Source organism: Pantoea sp. Mhis (assembly GCF_009830015.1).
Genome location: NZ_SZZX01000002.1, coordinates 68,163 through 86,624, shown reverse-complemented (window position 1 = coordinate 86,624; position 18,462 = coordinate 68,163). Strand labels below are relative to the sequence as shown.

Below are 18,462 nucleotides of genomic sequence, written 5' to 3'. Positions count from 1 at the left end.
TAATGTATACATAATGGATAAAGTATAAATACATATAATATTTTTCTGAAATAAATAAATTTAAACCTATAAATTTTCTTAAATACATAAAAAGTAGAATTTAAGCAATATTATTTATATCAATAAAACTGACATTTAGATCATAGTTATTAACTAACCATTCTCCTAATGCTTTAATACCACCACGCTCAGTAGCATGATGTCCGGCTGCAAAAAAATGTAATCCCTGTTCACGCGCACTATGCATGGTTTGTTCTGAAATCTCACCACTAATAAAAGCATCTATTTTAAATGATGCAACATTATCTATAAAATTTTGACCACTACCACTACACCAAGCAATATTTTTGATTAAATGCGGTGCATTATCACTAGAATATACCGGACATCGATTTAGACGATATGTAATTTGTTTAACAAAATCCTCTCCAGTAGTTGGTTTGATTAACTCACCCCAAAGTACTAATGGCAAAAGATTTCCTTTAATTTTAATATTTAAAAGATGAGCTAATTGGGCATTGTTACCAAGGTCAGGATGAGCATCAAGAGGTAAATGCCAACTATATAAATTAATGTTATTAGTTAATAAGGTCTTTAATCGATTATATTTCATTCCTTTAATAACAGGAGATTCATTTTTCCAAAAATAACCATGATGTACAATTACTGCATCAACCTTGCGTCTTACTGCTTCGTCTAATAATGCTTGACAAGCAGTAACACCGGTTAAAATGTTTTTCACTTCAGTACGTCCCTCTACTTGCATACCATTTGGGACACAATCATTAAAAACACTTATATTTAACTTTTTATTAATGATATCTTCTAATTCTAAATTATACATAATTAAGATTTTTACCTTTATGTATTGTGTTATATATATGATTTTTATATGTGTATATTTTATGAATTACTAACATCGCATCATATGATCTCCAATCTAATTCTATAATACACTATCAATAATAAACTAATCATTTACATAAATGAATAGTACTAAAATTAGTATTCATGATTCATACAATATATAAAATATAATATAATTAAACTTAAAAAATATTGATTTATATTGTTATGGATGGAAATATTATTCATATAATTTAATATGTATAAAATTACATTTTAAATAACAATAATAATCATTAAAGTTTTTGCTTTATTCTTTATATATATATTTACATATATATATAAACTAATTTAATTAGTTAAGTATTTCTTAATTTTTATATACTATATATAACTAATATAGTTTAAATAAAAAATTATTGATTTATTAAAATGTATTATTTTTATTTCTTTGAAAAAGATTACTAATAATTTTTATAGCTTCTTTTTGAATTCTATTACGATGGTTAAGACCCAGAAAACTTTCACAGTAAAGTTTGTAAAAATTTTCTGTACCTGAAGGTCGAACAGCAAACCATCCATTTTCTGTAATTACTTTGAAACCATTAATTGATACACCATTGCTAGGTTCAAGAGTTAAACATGAAAGTACTGGTTCTCCAGCTAATATACTAATATTAATCATTTCTGATGAAAGTTTAGAAAGAATAGTTTTTTGTATAGTATTCGCTGGAATTTGAATTTTACAATAACTAAATTTTCCAAATTTTTGTGTTAATTCATTATAATGTTCTTGAGGATTTTTGCCCGTTACAGCAGTAATCTCTGCAGCTAATAAACATAAGATAATACCATCTTTATCAGTTGACCATGGAGAACCATCAAAACGTAGAAATGAAGCACCTGCACTTTCTTCACCTCCAAAACCAAAGATGCCATTAAATAAACCATCTACAAACCATTTAAAACCTACAGGTACCTCTATTAATGTACGACCTATATTATCAACTATACGATCAATCATGGAACTTGATACTAATGTCTTCCCAACAGCTAATTTTTTATCCCATTGTGGACGATGTCTAAAAAGATAATTAATTGCTACAACTAAATAATCATTAGGTTTCATTAATCCAGCTTGTGTTACAATGCTATGACGGTCATGATCCGGATCATTTCCAAATAATAAATCAAATTTATTACGGTACTTTAATAAAGTAGACATTGTATATTTAGAAGAACAATCCATGCGAATCATACCATCTTCGTCTAGATTAATAAATCTAAATGTCTGATCAATAGTATTATTAATTATAGTGATATCTAATTGATAATAATCAGCGATACGTTGCCAATAAGCTATACCAGAACCTCCTAATGGATCAACAGCAATTTTCAGACCAGCTTTTTTAACAGCAGATAGATCAACTATTTGTATTAATCCATCTATATATGGCTGCATAAGATCTCTTTCAATAATATGTCCACTAGCCCATGCTTGATTTATGGATGTAGTTTTTACATCGTTTAATTGATTTTTTATTAATTGATTAGCACGTTTTTCCAAAAATTTAGTGATATTCTTGTTAGCAGGACCTCCATTAGGTAAATTATATTTTATTCCCCCATCTTGTGGTGGATTATGAGAAGATGTAATAATAATGCCATCAGCTTGTTTATCACTATATTTGTTGTGCTCAATAATAGCGTTAGAAATTGCTGGAGTAGGTGTATAACCGCTATCTTGTTCTACAATTATATCAACGTTATTAGCTGCTAATACTTCTAATACTGATAAAATTGCAGGTTCAGAAAGAGCATGAGTATCTTTGCCGACGTAACAAGGACCAGTTATCCCATTTTTTTTACGTTCTTCTACAATGGATTGAGTAATAGCTAAAATATGTGTTTCGTTAAAAGTATATGTTTTAGCACTACCTCGATGACCAGAAGTACCAAACTTTACGTTATGATTTGGATTTATTAAATCAGGTTTAAATACATAATATTGTGATATTAATTGTGCAACATTAATTAATTCGTTCTGCAAAGCTAATTGTCCTGCTCGAGGATGATTAGGCATTGTAATTTCTCCATTAAAATATCTATGTTATTACTGTAAAAATGATATACAAAATATTCTATCATTAATATATACGTTAGATATTTTATGTCATGGAAGTAAGACACATAAATTTCATCAATATTTGAGTTAATAACTATTACTCATATGTTTTAAACTAATAAAAGCATTATATATATAATATAAACATTGTATCTTTTTAAAATCTTTTTATTAAAGATAATATTATTGATTATTAATCAATTAATGAAATTTTGGTCAAATTTATATTTGATTATGGCATATTCATTTTTTATTAAAATATTTATAAAGTTTATACATAAAATTTTTTATATATAATAAAGATTCTAATATTTTAAAATTAAATTTTCAAAAATTCCTTATAGAAAATTATTAATTTTTAATATATAATCGTTTATTGAGATTAAATATATTACATTAATCTTATGTGTAAGACTTATACTTATTTAAAAGTATTAATGATGTACTAAATTATTTAATTTTAATTTTATATGCAAAATTAAATATTATTAGTTATCTTTATATATGTTAAAAATATAACATTATACATTATAATATATTATTAATTTAAAAAAATAATATTATGAATTTATGAAAATTGGGAGTAAGTAATAATATGGAAAACATAGGTATTTTCTTTGGCAGTGATACAGGTAATACTGAAAAGGTTTCCAAAATAATTCAAAAAAAAATTGGTAAATCAGTAGCTAAAATACATGATATTGCTCAAAGCACTAAATCAGATTTGGAATCTTTTAATATTTTGTTATTAGGTGTTCCAACTTGGTATTATGGTGAAGTACAATGTGATTGGGATGATTTTTTACCAAGTTTAAAAGATATAGATTTCAATGAAAAATGTGTAGCATTATTCGGATGTGGTGATCAAGAAGATTATGCTGAATATTTTTGTGATGCAATGGGGATTATTCATAATGTTATTAAACAAAATGGTGCCAATTGCATAGGCAATTGGCCAATAGAAGGATATAATTTTGAAAAATCTAGGTGTTTAGCAGATGATAAACATTTCCTTGGTTTGACAATTGATGAAGATCGTCAGCCTGAATTAACTAATGAACGTATAGACAAATGGATTAAACAAATTTCACTGGAACTTAAATGTCAATAAAATATGTTGAATAACATTAATAAATTTATATAATTTTTATATTTAATCAGTATTAATTTTACTTTTATTTAATAACATGCATTAATTAAATTTAACATGATATTTTATAAGTGTCTTTTTTATTAAAATATTTAATTATAAAATTATTTATTTATTATTTTTGCCAATTATCACGTAAAGTTACTGTACGATTTAGAACTATTTTAGCTTTTTTTAAGTCTATATGATCAACACAAAAATAACCTATGCGCTCAAATTGATATGTAGACATTATTTTAGCTTGAGATAATTGTTGTTCTACCACACCTTGTTTTATTAATAAAGAATTTGAATTAATAGTGCTAAGAAAGTCTTTAGCCTTATTTGGATCAGGTACATTAAATAAACGATCGTATAAACGAAATTCAGCAGAAAGTGCGTAGAAAGCTGAAACCCAATGAATTACACCCCTAACTTTACGGCCATCACTTGGATTTTTACCCAATGTATTCATATCACAACTGCAATAAACACAAATAATTTTGCCCAAGTTATTTTTTAGTACACGTTCAGCACGAATTATATAAGCATTACGTAGACGAACTTCTTGCTTTAATACTAGACGTTTATATTGATTATCACTTTGTTCACGAAAATCATTACGATCAATCCAAATTTTTTGATTGAATGGTAATTCACGCATTCCCATCTCTGGTTTATTTGGATGATTTTTAACTTTTAAAATTTCTTCATAATTTTCTGGTAAATTTTCAATAATTACTGTTAGTGGATCTAATATAGCCATTGCTCGTGGTGCATTTTTATTAAGATCATCACGAATACAAGACTCAAGTAAAGACATTTCAATAATATTATCTTGTTTAGTTACACCAATTCGAGAACAGAAATCTCGAATAGAAGTTGCAGTGTAACCTCTCCGACGTAGACCAGATATAGTTAGCATCCGAGGATCATCCCAACCTTCAACAATTTTTTCATTTACTAATTTTGTTAATTTACGTTTAGACATTACAAAATATTCTAAATTTAAACGAGAAAACTCGTATTGACGAGGATTATCTGAAATAGAAATATTATTTAAAATCCAATCATATAAAGGTCTATTATTTTGAAATTCTAGTGTACATAATGAATGTGTAATTTTTTCAATCGCATCTGATATACAATGGGTAAAATCATACATTGGATATATACACCACTTATTACCAGTTTGATGATGCTCTATATATTTAATTCTATATAATACTGGATCCCGCATTATTATAAAATTTGATGACATATCAATTTTAGCCCTTAAACAAGCTTTACCTTGTTCAAAACCACCATCACGCATTTTTTGAAAAAGAATTAAATTCTCTTTTACACTGCGTTCACGATATGGACTATTTTTACCTAATTCAGTAAGAGTACCACGGTATTCACGAATTTTTTCTGTTGATAGTTCATCTACATATGCTAATTTATTATAAATTAATTCAACAGCATAATTAAAAAGCTTTTCAAAATAGTCTGAGGAATAACGAATGTTACCGCTCCATTTAAAACCTAACCATTGTACATCATATTTAATAGAATCAATAAATTCATTATTTTCCTTAACAGGATCAGTATCATCAAAACGAAGATTACACTGTCCTTGATATTTCGCTGCAATACCAAAATTCAAGCAAATTGATTTTGCATGACCAATATGTAGATAACCATTAGGTTCTGGAGGAAAACGAGTACGTATATTTTTTATCCTACCATTCATTAAATCTTTATCAATAATTTGATAGATAAAATTATTTGTATAATATTCCATTTTGTTCATTTAATATCCTTAAAATAATATCAAGCATGTCTTAATTAATGATGATAAATAATTTTATTTAATAAATGAAATTTCTTTAATATTATTCATTTTAAATTAATTTAATCATCTTGAAAAGATTATATATATTAAGCATTGATAGGTTTTAATCTGATTAATTTATTAAATTATATAAAATATAAATTTTAATTTATTTAGTTTTTATAAAGCAAAACAATGTCTATTAAATTTAACAAAATTCATTATTTAATATGATATTTAAATACTTTAAAATAAAGTATATTATATCTCAATTATCAATATAATAATTAAAAATATTAATTATTATATATTTATTCATAATTACTAAAAAATAAATAATTTAATTCTATTTTATATATATAAATAATGATAACTATATAGACTTAAATTAATCATATAATAATTTATTATATGATTAATTATATGTTTTAGTAAACTTTAATAAATTTAAAAAATAAATAATTATATATTAAAATTAAATTATATATATTACACATAATTTAATAATACATAATTGAACATAAAATACATTATGTTCGTTTATTTTTACATTATATAAAAACTTTATCACTTTGCAAATTACTTTAAATAAATAAAATAATTGATTTAATAGATATTAATTAAGAAATACATAAAGAAAATTTATGTTCAATACAATTAAATCAATAAATAATATTACTATCTTGACACTTACTTCATTGTTAATATAAGCTTTTATGTATTATATATTATGATATATAACATTACAGTAAGTTAATAAGTATAAAGTAACTTTAGGAGTTAGTATGTGTTCAATTTTTGGTGTGCTAGAATTAAAAACCAATCCTATTGAGCTACGTAGTAAAGCAATAGAATGTTCACGTATGATGCGTCATCGAGGTCCAGATTGGTCTGGAATATATGCAGATAATTATATAATTTTAGTACATGAGCGCTTATCAATTATTGATATCGATAACGGGGCTCAACCACTATATAATGTTGACCACACTAATGTATTAGCCGTAAATGGTGAGATTTATAATCATCATAAATTACGTGAAAAATTGCAGATTAATTATATGTTTCAAACAGCTTCTGATTGTGAAATCATACTTGCACTTTATCAACAAAATGGTATAAATTTCCTTGATGATTTAGAAGGTATGTTTGCTTTTATTTTATGGGATAATGTACAACATCAATATTTGATCGCTCGTGATCATATTGGTATTATTCCTCTTTATATGGGTAATGATATACACGGGAATCTTTACGTAGCTTCTGAGATGAAAGCATTAGTAACTGTCTGCAATACAGTGAAAGAATTTCCTCCAGGTAGTTACTTATTTAGTAAGTATGGTAAAATTTACAATTACTGGCAACGCGATTGGATGCATTATTCTGCGATAAAAGACAACTCTACTGATTACAGTATACTAAAGATTGCTTTAGAAGAATCAGTAAAAAATCATCTTATGTCTGATGTTCCTTATGGTGTTTTGCTATCTGGCGGTCTTGATTCTTCTATAATTGCAGCAATAACTAAAAGATTTTTTATACAAAGAATTAATAAAGACAAAAATAAACATAGTACATTCCATCCTTACTTACATTCTTTCGCAATAGGTTTAAGAGAATCGCCAGATTTAAAAGCAGCTAAATTAGTTGCCCAACATCTAGAAACTTTACATCATGAGGTACATTTTACTATACAGGAAGGAATTAATATAATACGTGATGTAATTTATCACGTAGAGACCTATGATGTCACTACAATCCGTGCATCAATTCCCATGTACTTAATATCACATAAAATAAAAACAACGGGTATTAAAATGGTTTTATCTGGTGAAGGTGCTGATGAAATATTTGGTGGATATCTTTATTTTCATAAAGCACCAAATGCTAGAGAATTTCATGAAGAAAATGTCCGTAAACTATTATCGTTACACATGTATGATTGTGCTCGTGTTAATAAAGCAATGTCCGCTTGGGGAATAGAAGCACGTGTACCTTTCCTTGATAAAAAATTTTTAGATGTAGCCATGCGCATTAATCCAAAAGATAAAATGTGTGGAAATAATGGCAAGATAGAAAAATATCTTTTACGTAAATCTTTTTCTTCTTATTTACCAAATAATATAACATGGCGTCAAAAGGAACAATTTTCAGATGGAGTTGGATACGAGTGGATTAATGGTTTAAAAGATATAGCTTCTAAACTAATTAGTGATCAAAAGTTAACTAATAGTAGTTTTCGTTTTCCATACAATACTCCGCATTCAAAAGAAGCATATTTATATCGTGAAATTTTTGAAGAATTATTTCCCATACCGAATGCAGTTAAATGTATTCCAGGTGGTCAATCCATTGCTTGTTCTTCTGATAAAGTAATCAATTGGGATAATACATTTAAAAATATGGATGATCCATCAGGACGTACTGTTAATGTCCATAATTATACTTATACTAAATAATGAAAAATATAGTTTTTATTAAAATATAAATTTAATAATAGTAAATATTCTATTAAGTTAATGATTAAATTAACTATAATAGATAAATTTCAATAAATAAAATTTGTTGACTATATAATTCATATAAGCAACAATATACATTATAAAATAGTGATGTAAGATGAGGCTACGTAGCTCAGTTGGTTAGAGCGTATCACTCATAATGATGAGGTCACAGGTTCAAATCCTGTCGTAGCTATAATTTTTGCGGGAGTGGCGAAAATGGTAGACGCACCAGATTTAGGTTCTGGCACTTTTAAGTTTGCGAGTTCAAATCTCGCCTCCCGCACCAGTATATTGTTAAATGGATAAAATGGGGTATAGCCAAGAGGTAAGGCACCGGTTTTTGATACCGGCATTCCCTGGTTCGAATCCAGGTACCCCAGATTAAATATAAATTTAAATATAGTTATTAGTTTTTAATTATTGGATGGGGTGTTGCCAAGAGGTAAGGCGCCGGATTCTGATTCCGGTATCCGGGGTTCGAATCCCTGCACCCCAGTTAATTAGATGTATATGTTTTTCATTAATTTTATTTTATATAAAGTCAAATGTTGTCTATATAATACATATAACTTATTTATTTAAAATAAATTTTCAATTTATTGATTGTTAATTTTCGTTACCTTTCATTCACAATAAATGGAATAAAACTGTAATTATTTATTTAAAATTATTGAATAATAAATTTTATTAAAATTTATTAGCAAAATACTAACAATTTATTTTTTTAAATATAGTTCCTAAAATTCATCCTTTAACTGCTTTAATGATAAAACTAAATATATTAGTTACCTATTTTTTACGTTTAAATTAAGTAAAAATATAAAAATTAAATTTTTAGTATCTAATAAATCTACAAGTTAATAATTAGGTATAGTGTTTTTATTTATTATTATGATTAAAGAATATAACATATTGAATGTTATAATTACAATTATATTATAGTCCTAGGCTATCTATCTTAAACTGATATATGTTGAATCAATGGTTAATATTTTGAGAAAAAAACTGTATATCAAAACATGGGGATGTCAGATGAATGAATACGATTCGTCAAAGATATCTGATGTATTGAATCACACAGGTAATTATATTACAATAAATGAGCCTAATAAAGCAGATATTTTAATTCTTAATACTTGTTCTATACGTGAAAAAGCACAAGAAAAACTTTTTCATCAGTTAGGTCGTTGGAAAAAATTAAAAGAATCTAATTCTAATTTAATCATTTGTGTTGGTGGTTGTGTTGCATCGCAAGAAGGAGAATATATTTTCCAACGAGCAAATTACGTGGATATAATATTTGGACCACAAACAATACATCGTTTACCATCAATGCTAGAAACGATTTACAATGATGGAAAACCTATAATTGATATTAGTTTTCTAGAACTTGAAAAGTTTGATCATTTTCCAACACCTTATTCAAATAGTCCAATAGCATCTGTATCCATAATGGAGGGTTGTGATAAATACTGTGCTTTCTGTATAGTTCCTTATACTAGAGGTGAAGAAGTAAGTCGTTCTTGCGATAGTATTATTACTGAAATAATAGAACTTACTTATCAAGGAGTACGCGAAGTAAATTTATTAGGACAAAACGTTAATGCTTATCATGGTGTCGATGGTAATGGTAATATTTGTACTTTCGCTGAATTATTGCGTTTAGTTGCATCCATTGTTCAAATTGAACGTATTCGTTTTATTAGTAGTCATCCTATTGATTTTACTGATGATATTATTGATGTTTACCGTGATACACCAAAATTGGTAAGTTTTTTACATTTACCTGTACAAAGTGGTTCTGATCGTATTCTTGCATTGATGAAAAGAGGTTATACTATACTCGATTATACAACAATTATAAATAAACTAAAGATAGTACGCCCTAATATTCAAATTAGTTCTGATTTTATAATTGGCTTTCCTAGTGAAACTCAACAAGATTTTGAACAAACTTTAAAATTGGTAAAAAATATAAATTTTGATATGAGCTTCAGCTTTATTTACTCACCGCGTCCTGGTACACCAGCGATTAATTTATCTGATAAATCTTCTGAATATGAGAAAAAACAACGCTTATATATTCTACAAAATCTTATTTATCAACAATCCATACAATGGAGTCGCCGTATGCTGGGTACAACTCAACGTATTTTGGTAGAAAAAATATCACAACGAAACTTAATGGAACTAAGTGGCCGTACCGAAAATAATCGTGTAGTTCATTTTGAAGGTACTAAAGATATGATTGGTAAATTTGTTACAGTAAAAATCTCCAATGTTTATACTCATTCATTGCGTGGAATATTATTAATTAATAAAAATTAAATCAATATATAAATATTTGTTAAAAGTTTTTATATATTGTTATGTCAAGTTTTATAAAATATAAAAATTAACAAGACTATTATTAAAAAATAAAATTTATATATATTTATTTTTAATAATTTTAAAATTGTTTGATATTTCTTTAAGGAATGTGCATGAATAAGGTTATTCTAGATTTGCAATTAGCATGCACCAATACAAGATATTTACCTAAAAAACATGATTTTCAATATTGGCTAGAAGCAACAATTCTACCATTAAGTTCAATGGGTGAAATAACTATTCGCATAGTCGATAAAAAAGAAAGCCAACAATTAAATTTATATTATCGTGGTTATAATAAACCAACTAATGTTCTTTCTTTTTGCTTTGAGGTTCCGACAGCAATCAAGTTATTATTGTTAGGTGATTTAGTCATTTGCAGCCAATTAATAGAATCAGAGGCTATAAAACAAAAAAAAGATATTTTATCACATTGGGCGCATATAGTTATACATGGTACTTTACATTTATTAGGTTATGAACATTCAACAATGAATACAGCAAAAAAAATGGAATCTCTGGAAACAAAAATCATGCTTAATCTTGGTTTTAAAGATCCATATTGTCATTTAAGCTAATCAAGATTTTTTTAATACAAATTATTTAACTTTGCCGGATATAAAGATATTTACTTATTAAGTTAATTAAACAATATTAGATATAAATCTAAATAGTTATTTTAAAAAATATTGCTTATAAAAATTTTCTCAACATGATTATGTTAATAGTTATTAATTTAGTATTTTGTTCATTAAGTAAAATTTAAAAATTTTTAAAAATTACAACTATAAAAGTTGAGGAATAAATGGTTTTATGGTATTAGCGAAGTTTAATTATTATTTATCTCAATATGTTTATTTGTTTTTTGCTTTAATATTTGGCGCAGTAGGTACCCTTTCCTTTTCTCCTTATGACATTTGGCCATTCGCTCTTATTTCTTTGTTTGCTCTACAGTTATTATTACTACGAAAGAGCTTAGTTCAAGCTATTGCTATTGGTTTTTTTTGGGGATTTGGTTTATTTATTAGTGGTATTCATTGGATTTATATAAGTATAGCTGATTTTGGTGGAATGCCAAAAATTATAAATCTCTGTATTATGATATTATTAATCGTTTATCTGTCGCTCTATCCAATGATTTTTTCCGTATTACTTAATATATTCTGGCCAAATATTTCAATAGGACGTTTAATTTTTGCAGCACCTGCTGTATGGCAAATAACCGAGTTTTTACGTGGCTGGTTATTTACTGGTTTTCCTTGGTTACAATTTGGATATACTCAAATCAATGGACCTCTAAAAAATTTAGCTCCATTAGCTGGAGTTGAAATTATTACTTTTTTACTTATGATTATTGCAGGTTTATTAGTACATTGTGTGTACTTTAATAACTTTAAAAGTCTAGTATTAGCTATTATTTTGCTATCACCTTATCCGCTTAATATGTTTCAATGGTATCACTTATTAGAAAAAAAATATATTACTGTCACGATAGTACAAGGCAATATTCCTCAATATATAAAATGGAATCCACAACAATTATATAAAACCTTACATATTTATACTTCATACAGTCAACCATGGATAGGAAAAGTCAACATAATTGTTTGGCCTGAGGCAGCACTTACAGATTTAGAAAGTAATCAACAATTTTTTTTATGTAACTTAGATAAACTATTACGTAAATATAATAGTTCGCTAATTACTGGAATAGTTGACTCACGTTTAGGAAAAAATAACCAACAACATGATTATAATTCTTTAATTGTACTTGGAGATAAAATTCCTTATAACTATCAGGGTATTAATCGTTATCAAAAAAATCATTTAGTACCATTTGGTGAATTTGTCCCTTTAGAAAAACTATTACGTCCTCTATCACCTTTTTTTAATTTACCAATGTCTTCTTTTAGTCGAGGAGCTTATGTACAACCACAGTTAAAAGTAGGTAATTATAAATTAATTAGTGCTATTTGCTATGAAATTATATTTGGTGAACAAATACGTGCTAATTATCATTCTGATACAAATTTTATATTGACTGTTTCTAATGATGCTTGGTTCGGTCATTCTATAGGTCTTTGGCAACATTTTCAAATGGCTCGTATGCGAGCTTTAGAATTAGGACGGCCATTATTATCGTCAACTAATAATGGAATTACTGCGATAGTAAATGCTGATGGAAATATCGAAAAAATACTAAAACCATTTACACGACAAGTATTGAATACTAAAGTAACTATAACTACAGGAGAAACTCCATATACTAAACTTGGTATATGGCCAGTGTGGATTTTAACATTAATGAGTCTTATTCTATCAAGAAGTAATTCGCTTCATAAGGAGTAAATAATCTTTTTTGATATAAAATATAAATGATATTTGATCAATATTGATTTTTATAACATGTAATATTTATTTTTTTATTTATGCACTAAACATATTATATATAATATGTTTATATAGTTACACCAAATATTATATTTGACTTAAATTAACAAAGCATAACAAATATCTTATTTTTTTGTATAAGATAATAATTTATATAACTTTTAAAGTTATAAATTAATGTATCTTCATTTTAAAGTATATAAAGGTATATATTTTAAATATATAGTTTTTAACAAGAATTTTATTGTTAAGACAAACAAAATATGAATATGGCATAAATATTCATTTAATAAGGACTTTAGTATTCATGCAAGAACAATATTTGCCGGAAAAGATAGAACCTTACGTACAGCAACATTGGGAAAAACAAAAAGTTTTTAAAGCAACTAAAAATTTAAATAAAGAAAAATTTTATTGTCTTTCAATGTTACCTTATCCTTCTGGAAGGTTACATATGGGACATGTACGTAATTATACCATTGGTGATGTCATTGCTAGATACCAGCGTATGCTCGGTAAAAACGTATTGCAACCAATTGGTTGGGATGCATTTGGTTTGCCTGCAGAAAATGCAGCAATTAAAAATAATATAACACCAGCTTCTTGGACATTTAGCAATATTAATTACATGAAAAAACAATTAAAGTCATTAGGTTTTGCATATGATTGGAGTAGAGAAATAACTACTTGTAAATCTAATTATTATCGTTGGGAACAATGGTTCTTCATTAAATTATATGAAAAAGGTTTAGTATATAAAAAAATATCTGCTGTTAACTGGTGTCCAAAGGACCACACTGTATTAGCTAATGAGCAGGTAATTGATGGTTGCTGTTGGCGATGCGATACTAAGATACAAATGAAAAAAATACCACAGTGGTTTATAAAAATTACTCTTTATGCAGAAGAGTTGCTTAATGATCTTGATAAACTTAAGGATTGGCCTGAAGAAGTTAAAACTATGCAACGTCATTGGATTGGACGTTCTGAAGGAATGGAAATAATATTTGACATATTAAAAAATAAAGAAAAAATCATTGTTTATACCACCCGTCTAGATACTTTAATGGGTGTAACTTATTTAGCTATAGCAGTGGATCATCCGTTATCTATATATATTGCATCTAAAAATTTAGTATTAAAATCATTAATTACTCAATTAGCTAGCACTAGTTTAACAGAAGCTAATATAGCAACAAAAGAAAAAAAAGGTATTGCAACCGACTTGTATGCTATCCATCCATTGACTAAAGAAAACATTCCTATATGGATAACTAATTTTGTGATGATAGAATATGCAACAGGAGCAGTAATGGGTGTACCAGCTCATGATCAACGTGATTGGGAATTTGCAATTAAATATAATCTAAATATTAGACCTGTTATTCTTACTCTTGATGGTATTGAACCTAACATTAGCAATGGTGCAATGACTAAAAGAGGTATATTATTTAATTCAGGTAGTTATGATGGATTAGATTCTAAAACAGCTTGCAATAAAATTGGTGATATTTTAATTTCTAAAGGTATAGGAGTACGTAAGATACATTATCGTTTACGAGATTGGAGTATATCACGTCAAAGGTACTGGGGAACACCGATTCCAATGATCTCCTTGAATGATGGTAGCATCATACCAACACCAGAAGATCAATTACCCGTAATATTACCGAAAAATTATTTTTTTAATAAAAAAAATAATTTTTTTCAAATTGATTCTAATTGGGCGAATATTACTATAAATGGCGAGTCTGCATTACGTGAAACTGATACTTTTGATACTTTTATGGAATCTTCTTGGTACTATGCTCGTTATACATGTGTGAATTATAACAAAGGTATGCTTGACCCTTCGATCGCTAATTATTGGCTTCCTGTTGATCAATATGTTGGCGGAATAGAGCATGCTATTATGCATTTAATGTATTTTCGTTTTTATCATAAATTATTACGCGATGCAGGATTGGTTAATTCGAATGAGCCAGCAAAACGTTTATTATGTCAAGGTATAGTTTTAGCAGATACGTATTATTATATAGGTATTAATGGTGAACGTCATTGGGTTTCATCAACTGATGTTAATGTTAAACGTAATGAAAAAGACCATATTATAAGTGCTACTGATAAATTAGGTAACAAGCTAATATATGCCGGTATGACTAAAATGTCAAAATCAAGAAATAATGGCATTGATCCGCAATTGATGGTAGAGCGCTACGGAGCAGATACTGTACGTTTATTTATGATGTTTGCAGCTCCTCCAACAATGACTTTAGAATGGAAAGAATTAGGTATTCAAGGTGCTAATCGCTTTTTAAAACGTGTATGGAGACTAGTTTATGAACATGTATCTAAAGGTCAAACTGAAGCATTAAATATAAATATATTAAATAAAAATCAAAAAATATTACGTTATTTTGTGTATAAAACTCTTATTAAAGTAACGTACGATATTGAACAACGACAAACTTTTAACACAGCTATTGCTGCAATTATGCAATTAATAAATAGGTTGTGTCGTATATCGCAAGATGCTAAACAAGACCGAGCATTATTGCAAGAGGCGTTAATGATAGTAATTCGTCTACTATACCCATTTACTCCTCATATTAGCTATATTTTATGGCAGCAGTTAGGAGGTAAAGGTAGCATTGATGATGCTAGTTGGCCTGTTGTCGATAAATTTGCAATAATTGAAGATTCATGTTTAATTATGATTCAGGTAAATGGTAAAATACGTAGTAAAATTGTTGCTCCATATAATGTTACACAACAGCAAATTCAATCTATGGCTTTACAAGATATTAAAGTTTCAAAATATTTAAAAGGTGCTACTATTCTTAAAGTAATTTATGTACCAGGTAAATTGATCAATTTAGTGGTTAGTTCTATTTAGTTAAATAGATTATTTTAATTAATACTTTTAATACATATACTTTTATGTATAGATGATAATCTGGAATTATATGTGCAAAAAATAATTAATAAATTATTTATTATAATTATTACAACTGTTATCGCAGGTTGCGGTTTTCATCTATGTAAAAATAATAATGGAAGATTATCTGGTACGATAAAAACATTAATAATTAATAATTATGATTTATATTCACCATTGATGTTTAATATACGTCAACAATTGCGAGTTCGTGGTATAAATATAATTGCAGATAGCAAATTAGCAAGAAGAACATTTCCAATATTTTTACTAGGTAAAGAAATTCAGGAATTTCACGCCGTTTCTACGTTTATTAGTGGTATTAATGCTGAATATGCAATCACAATTACAGTTAATGCACAACTTTTATTTTCTGGTATAGAGAATAAAAGTTATCCCATTAAAATTACTTTACATAATTTTATTTTTAATAATTCTAACAGTATATTAGCTTATGATACAGAAAAAAATTTGATTATTCAATCATTACGTCAAAGAATTTCTGAGCAAATAGTCGATAAAATATTATTAATAACTAATTTAAGATGATTACAATTTATCCAGAACATCTACAAAAAAACATCCTTTCTCAAGGAAGATGTGCTAATTGTTATTTTTTAATTGGTAATGAACCTTTGTTAATGCAAGAAAGTATAGAAGCTATTCAAACAACGTCAATAACCTATGGTTTTAAGGAACATATTAGTATCATAATAGATACAAAAACAAATTGGGATGAATTATTTACTAACTGTTATTCTTTAAATTTATTTACTAAACGTCAAACTCTAACGTTACAAATTCCAGAAGACGGTGTAAATACTACCATAGCAGCACAATTATTAAAATTATCTTATTTCTTACATAGTGATATTGTATTGATAATATGCATGAAAATTCTAATAAAAGCAGAAAATACATCTTGGTTTAAACAATTAAATAAACAAGCGGTATTAGTACCATGTCATACTCCTCATCAAAATCAGATACAAGATTGGGTAGCTAATCGTGCAAAAATAATGAAACTTGCTATTGATGATGCTTCAATACAATTACTTTGTTATTGTTATGAAGGAAATTTATCAGAATTAGTCCTAGTATTAAAACACTTATCGTTGTTATGGCCAGACGATATAATTACATTATCTCGTACAACATTAGTGGTAAATAATTCTACACGTTTTACAGCTTTGCATTGGACAGACGCTCTTCTTATTGGTGAAAGCATACGAGCGTTACATATTTTGGATAATTTAGAAAAAAAAAATATGGAAATTATTATTTTGATACGACTTTTACAGCATGATTTATTATCATTAATATATTTACAACAAAATCAGAATAAAAATTCTTTATGCGAATTAATGAACAAAAAACGTATTTGGCCAAATCGTCGTTTTTTATTTATTAATGCTCTAAAACGTTTAGATAAATGTTGTTTAGAACATGCTATTATTTTACTTGCACAATTAGTATTAATATTCAAGCATGAAATTAATCAAGACCTATGGATACAACTAAAAAATATTTCTTTACTTTTATGTAATCAAAACTTTCCTATGAGTTTTACCCATGAATAAATTATATGTAATTTTTGGCGGAACTTTTGATCCAATTCATTATGGACATCTCTATTCAGCCATGTTATTAGCACGGCAACTTAAAATAAATCAAATTACCTTATTGCCTAATAATATACCACCACATCGTTCACAACCAATAGCAAATGCGCAGCAACGAATTAAAATGTTACAAATTGCTATTACTAAAAATCAACTATTTAGAATTGACAAACGTGAATTTGAATATCCAAATCTGTCTTGGACAATAAAAGTATTAAAAACATTACGTACAGAACGTGGTACTAAGCAACCTATAGCATTTATTATTGGACAAGATTCGTTGTTAACCATACAGACATGGCATCACTGGGATGATATACTATCTTTTTGTCATTTGCTAGTATGTCCTCGTCCTAATTATTCATTACAAATGAATACATCTAAAATGCAAGGATGGTTAGATAACCATTGTACAAGTAATATAAATCAGTTATATCATAAACCTAACGGTTTTATTTGGTTATGTAATATTCCTCCCCTATTCAATATTTCTTCTATGCAAATTCGCCAACGTTATAATCTTGGATTGCCTTGTAGAGGTTTACTTCCAGATAAAGTAATTAATTATATTGAACAAGTTGGATTATATTCTGATTAAGAATGCTATTTATTATACTTAAGGTTAAGTAAATTAATACATAAAATATGTAATTTATTTCCAGTGAAATTATTAATTTAATGTTTTTAAAATAAAATCATTTAAAATATCCAGTGAAGATTT

General features: G+C 27.0%; 11 protein-coding genes, 4 tRNA genes and 1 pseudogene. 13 read left to right on the top strand and 3 right to left on the bottom strand.

Annotation, left to right across the window (positions count from 1 at the left end; genetic code table 11):
* Positions 1-100 precede the first annotated feature (100 nt).
* Together FD727_RS01200 and pgm are read right to left on the bottom strand one after the other, a co-directional pair.
* A complete protein-coding gene (locus FD727_RS01200; RefSeq protein WP_159938339.1) occupies positions 101-844 on the bottom strand; it encodes a Nif3-like dinuclear metal center hexameric protein in 744 nt (247 codons plus the stop codon).
* 429 nt (positions 845-1,273) lie between these two features.
* Complete coding sequence (pgm, locus tag FD727_RS01195) at positions 1,274-2,929, bottom strand: phosphoglucomutase (alpha-D-glucose-1,6-bisphosphate-dependent) (RefSeq protein WP_159938338.1); 1,656 nt, start codon at positions 2,927-2,929, stop codon at positions 1,274-1,276.
* 637 nt (positions 2,930-3,566) lie between these two features.
* On the opposite strand from pgm, the gene fldA reads away from it, so the two are divergent.
* On the top strand, positions 3,567-4,082 hold the full coding sequence (gene fldA / locus FD727_RS01190) for a flavodoxin FldA (protein WP_159938337.1): 516 nt from the start codon (positions 3,567-3,569) through the stop codon (positions 4,080-4,082).
* Between the two features lie 154 nt (positions 4,083-4,236).
* On the opposite strand, the gene glnS is transcribed toward fldA, so the two are convergent.
* Positions 4,237-5,895 (bottom strand): glutamine--tRNA ligase, encoded by a 1,659-nt coding sequence (gene glnS / locus FD727_RS01185; RefSeq protein WP_159938336.1) that lies wholly within the window; start codon positions 5,893-5,895, stop codon positions 4,237-4,239.
* Positions 5,896-6,701: 806 nt separating this feature from the next.
* Here glnS and asnB point away from each other — a divergent pair.
* The 12 genes and pseudogenes from asnB (at position 6,702) to nadD (ending at position 18,339) form a co-directional block, all read left to right on the top strand.
* On the top strand, positions 6,702-8,375 hold the full coding sequence (asnB, locus tag FD727_RS01180; protein ID WP_159938335.1) for an asparagine synthase B: 1,674 nt from the start codon (positions 6,702-6,704) through the stop codon (positions 8,373-8,375).
* Between the two features lie 164 nt (positions 8,376-8,539).
* Positions 8,540-8,613, top strand: a tRNA-Met gene (locus FD727_RS01175).
* A gap of 8 nt (positions 8,614-8,621) precedes the next feature.
* Positions 8,622-8,706 (top strand) — tRNA-Leu (locus FD727_RS01170).
* Positions 8,707-8,728: 22 nt separating this feature from the next.
* Positions 8,729-8,800: transfer RNA gene (locus FD727_RS01165), tRNA-Gln, on the top strand.
* A 45-nt stretch (positions 8,801-8,845) separates the two neighbouring features.
* Positions 8,846-8,916 (top strand) — tRNA-Gln (locus FD727_RS01160).
* Between the two features lie 497 nt (positions 8,917-9,413).
* Positions 9,414-10,733, top strand: a pseudogene (gene miaB / locus FD727_RS01155) (tRNA (N6-isopentenyl adenosine(37)-C2)-methylthiotransferase MiaB); the annotation flags it as partial.
* A gap of 170 nt (positions 10,734-10,903) precedes the next feature.
* The gene (gene ybeY / locus FD727_RS01150; RefSeq protein ID WP_159938334.1) at positions 10,904-11,368 is read left to right on the top strand and encodes an rRNA maturation RNase YbeY; all 465 of its coding nucleotides are present in this window, start codon (positions 10,904-10,906) and stop codon (positions 11,366-11,368) included.
* Between the two features lie 235 nt (positions 11,369-11,603).
* The gene (lnt, locus tag FD727_RS01145) at positions 11,604-13,139 is read left to right on the top strand and encodes an apolipoprotein N-acyltransferase (protein ID WP_159938333.1); all 1,536 of its coding nucleotides are present in this window, start codon (positions 11,604-11,606) and stop codon (positions 13,137-13,139) included.
* 349 nt (positions 13,140-13,488) lie between these two features.
* Positions 13,489-16,077 (top strand): leucine--tRNA ligase, encoded by a 2,589-nt coding sequence (gene leuS, locus FD727_RS01140; protein ID WP_159938332.1) that lies wholly within the window; start codon positions 13,489-13,491, stop codon positions 16,075-16,077.
* 72 nt (positions 16,078-16,149) lie between these two features.
* Positions 16,150-16,668, top strand: coding sequence for an LPS assembly lipoprotein LptE (lptE, locus tag FD727_RS01135; protein WP_159938331.1), 519 nt, complete (start codon positions 16,150-16,152; stop codon positions 16,666-16,668).
* On the top strand, positions 16,665-17,699 hold the full coding sequence (gene holA / locus FD727_RS01130; RefSeq protein WP_159938330.1) for a DNA polymerase III subunit delta: 1,035 nt from the start codon (positions 16,665-16,667) through the stop codon (positions 17,697-17,699). The genes lptE and holA overlap by 4 nt, the downstream gene beginning before the upstream one ends.
* Positions 17,692-18,339, top strand: coding sequence for a nicotinate-nucleotide adenylyltransferase (gene nadD / locus FD727_RS01125; protein WP_159938329.1), 648 nt, complete (start codon positions 17,692-17,694; stop codon positions 18,337-18,339). The genes holA and nadD overlap by 8 nt, the downstream gene beginning before the upstream one ends.
* Positions 18,340-18,462: the final 123 nt, after the last annotated feature.

Bases quoted from the DNA above. Each gene is read 5' to 3' on its own strand.
- asnB (WP_159938335.1), top strand. From the start codon at position 6,702: ATGTGTTCAATTTTTGGTGTGCTAGAATTAAAAACCAATCCTATTGAG.
- holA (WP_159938330.1), top strand. From the start codon at position 16,665: ATGATTACAATTTATCCAGAACATCTACAAAAAAACATCCTTTCTCAA.
- ybeY (WP_159938334.1), top strand. From the start codon at position 10,904: ATGAATAAGGTTATTCTAGATTTGCAATTAGCATGCACCAATACAAGA.
- leuS (WP_159938332.1), top strand. From the start codon at position 13,489: ATGCAAGAACAATATTTGCCGGAAAAGATAGAACCTTACGTACAGCAA.
- lnt (WP_159938333.1), top strand. From the start codon at position 11,604: ATGGTATTAGCGAAGTTTAATTATTATTTATCTCAATATGTTTATTTG.
- FD727_RS01200 (WP_159938339.1), bottom strand. From the start codon at position 844: ATGTATAATTTAGAATTAGAAGATATCATTAATAAAAAGTTAAATATA.
- glnS (WP_159938336.1), bottom strand. From the start codon at position 5,895: ATGAACAAAATGGAATATTATACAAATAATTTTATCTATCAAATTATT.
- nadD (WP_159938329.1), top strand. From the start codon at position 17,692: ATGAATAAATTATATGTAATTTTTGGCGGAACTTTTGATCCAATTCAT.
- fldA (WP_159938337.1), top strand. From the start codon at position 3,567: ATGGAAAACATAGGTATTTTCTTTGGCAGTGATACAGGTAATACTGAA.
- pgm (WP_159938338.1), bottom strand. From the start codon at position 2,929: ATGCCTAATCATCCTCGAGCAGGACAATTAGCTTTGCAGAACGAATTA.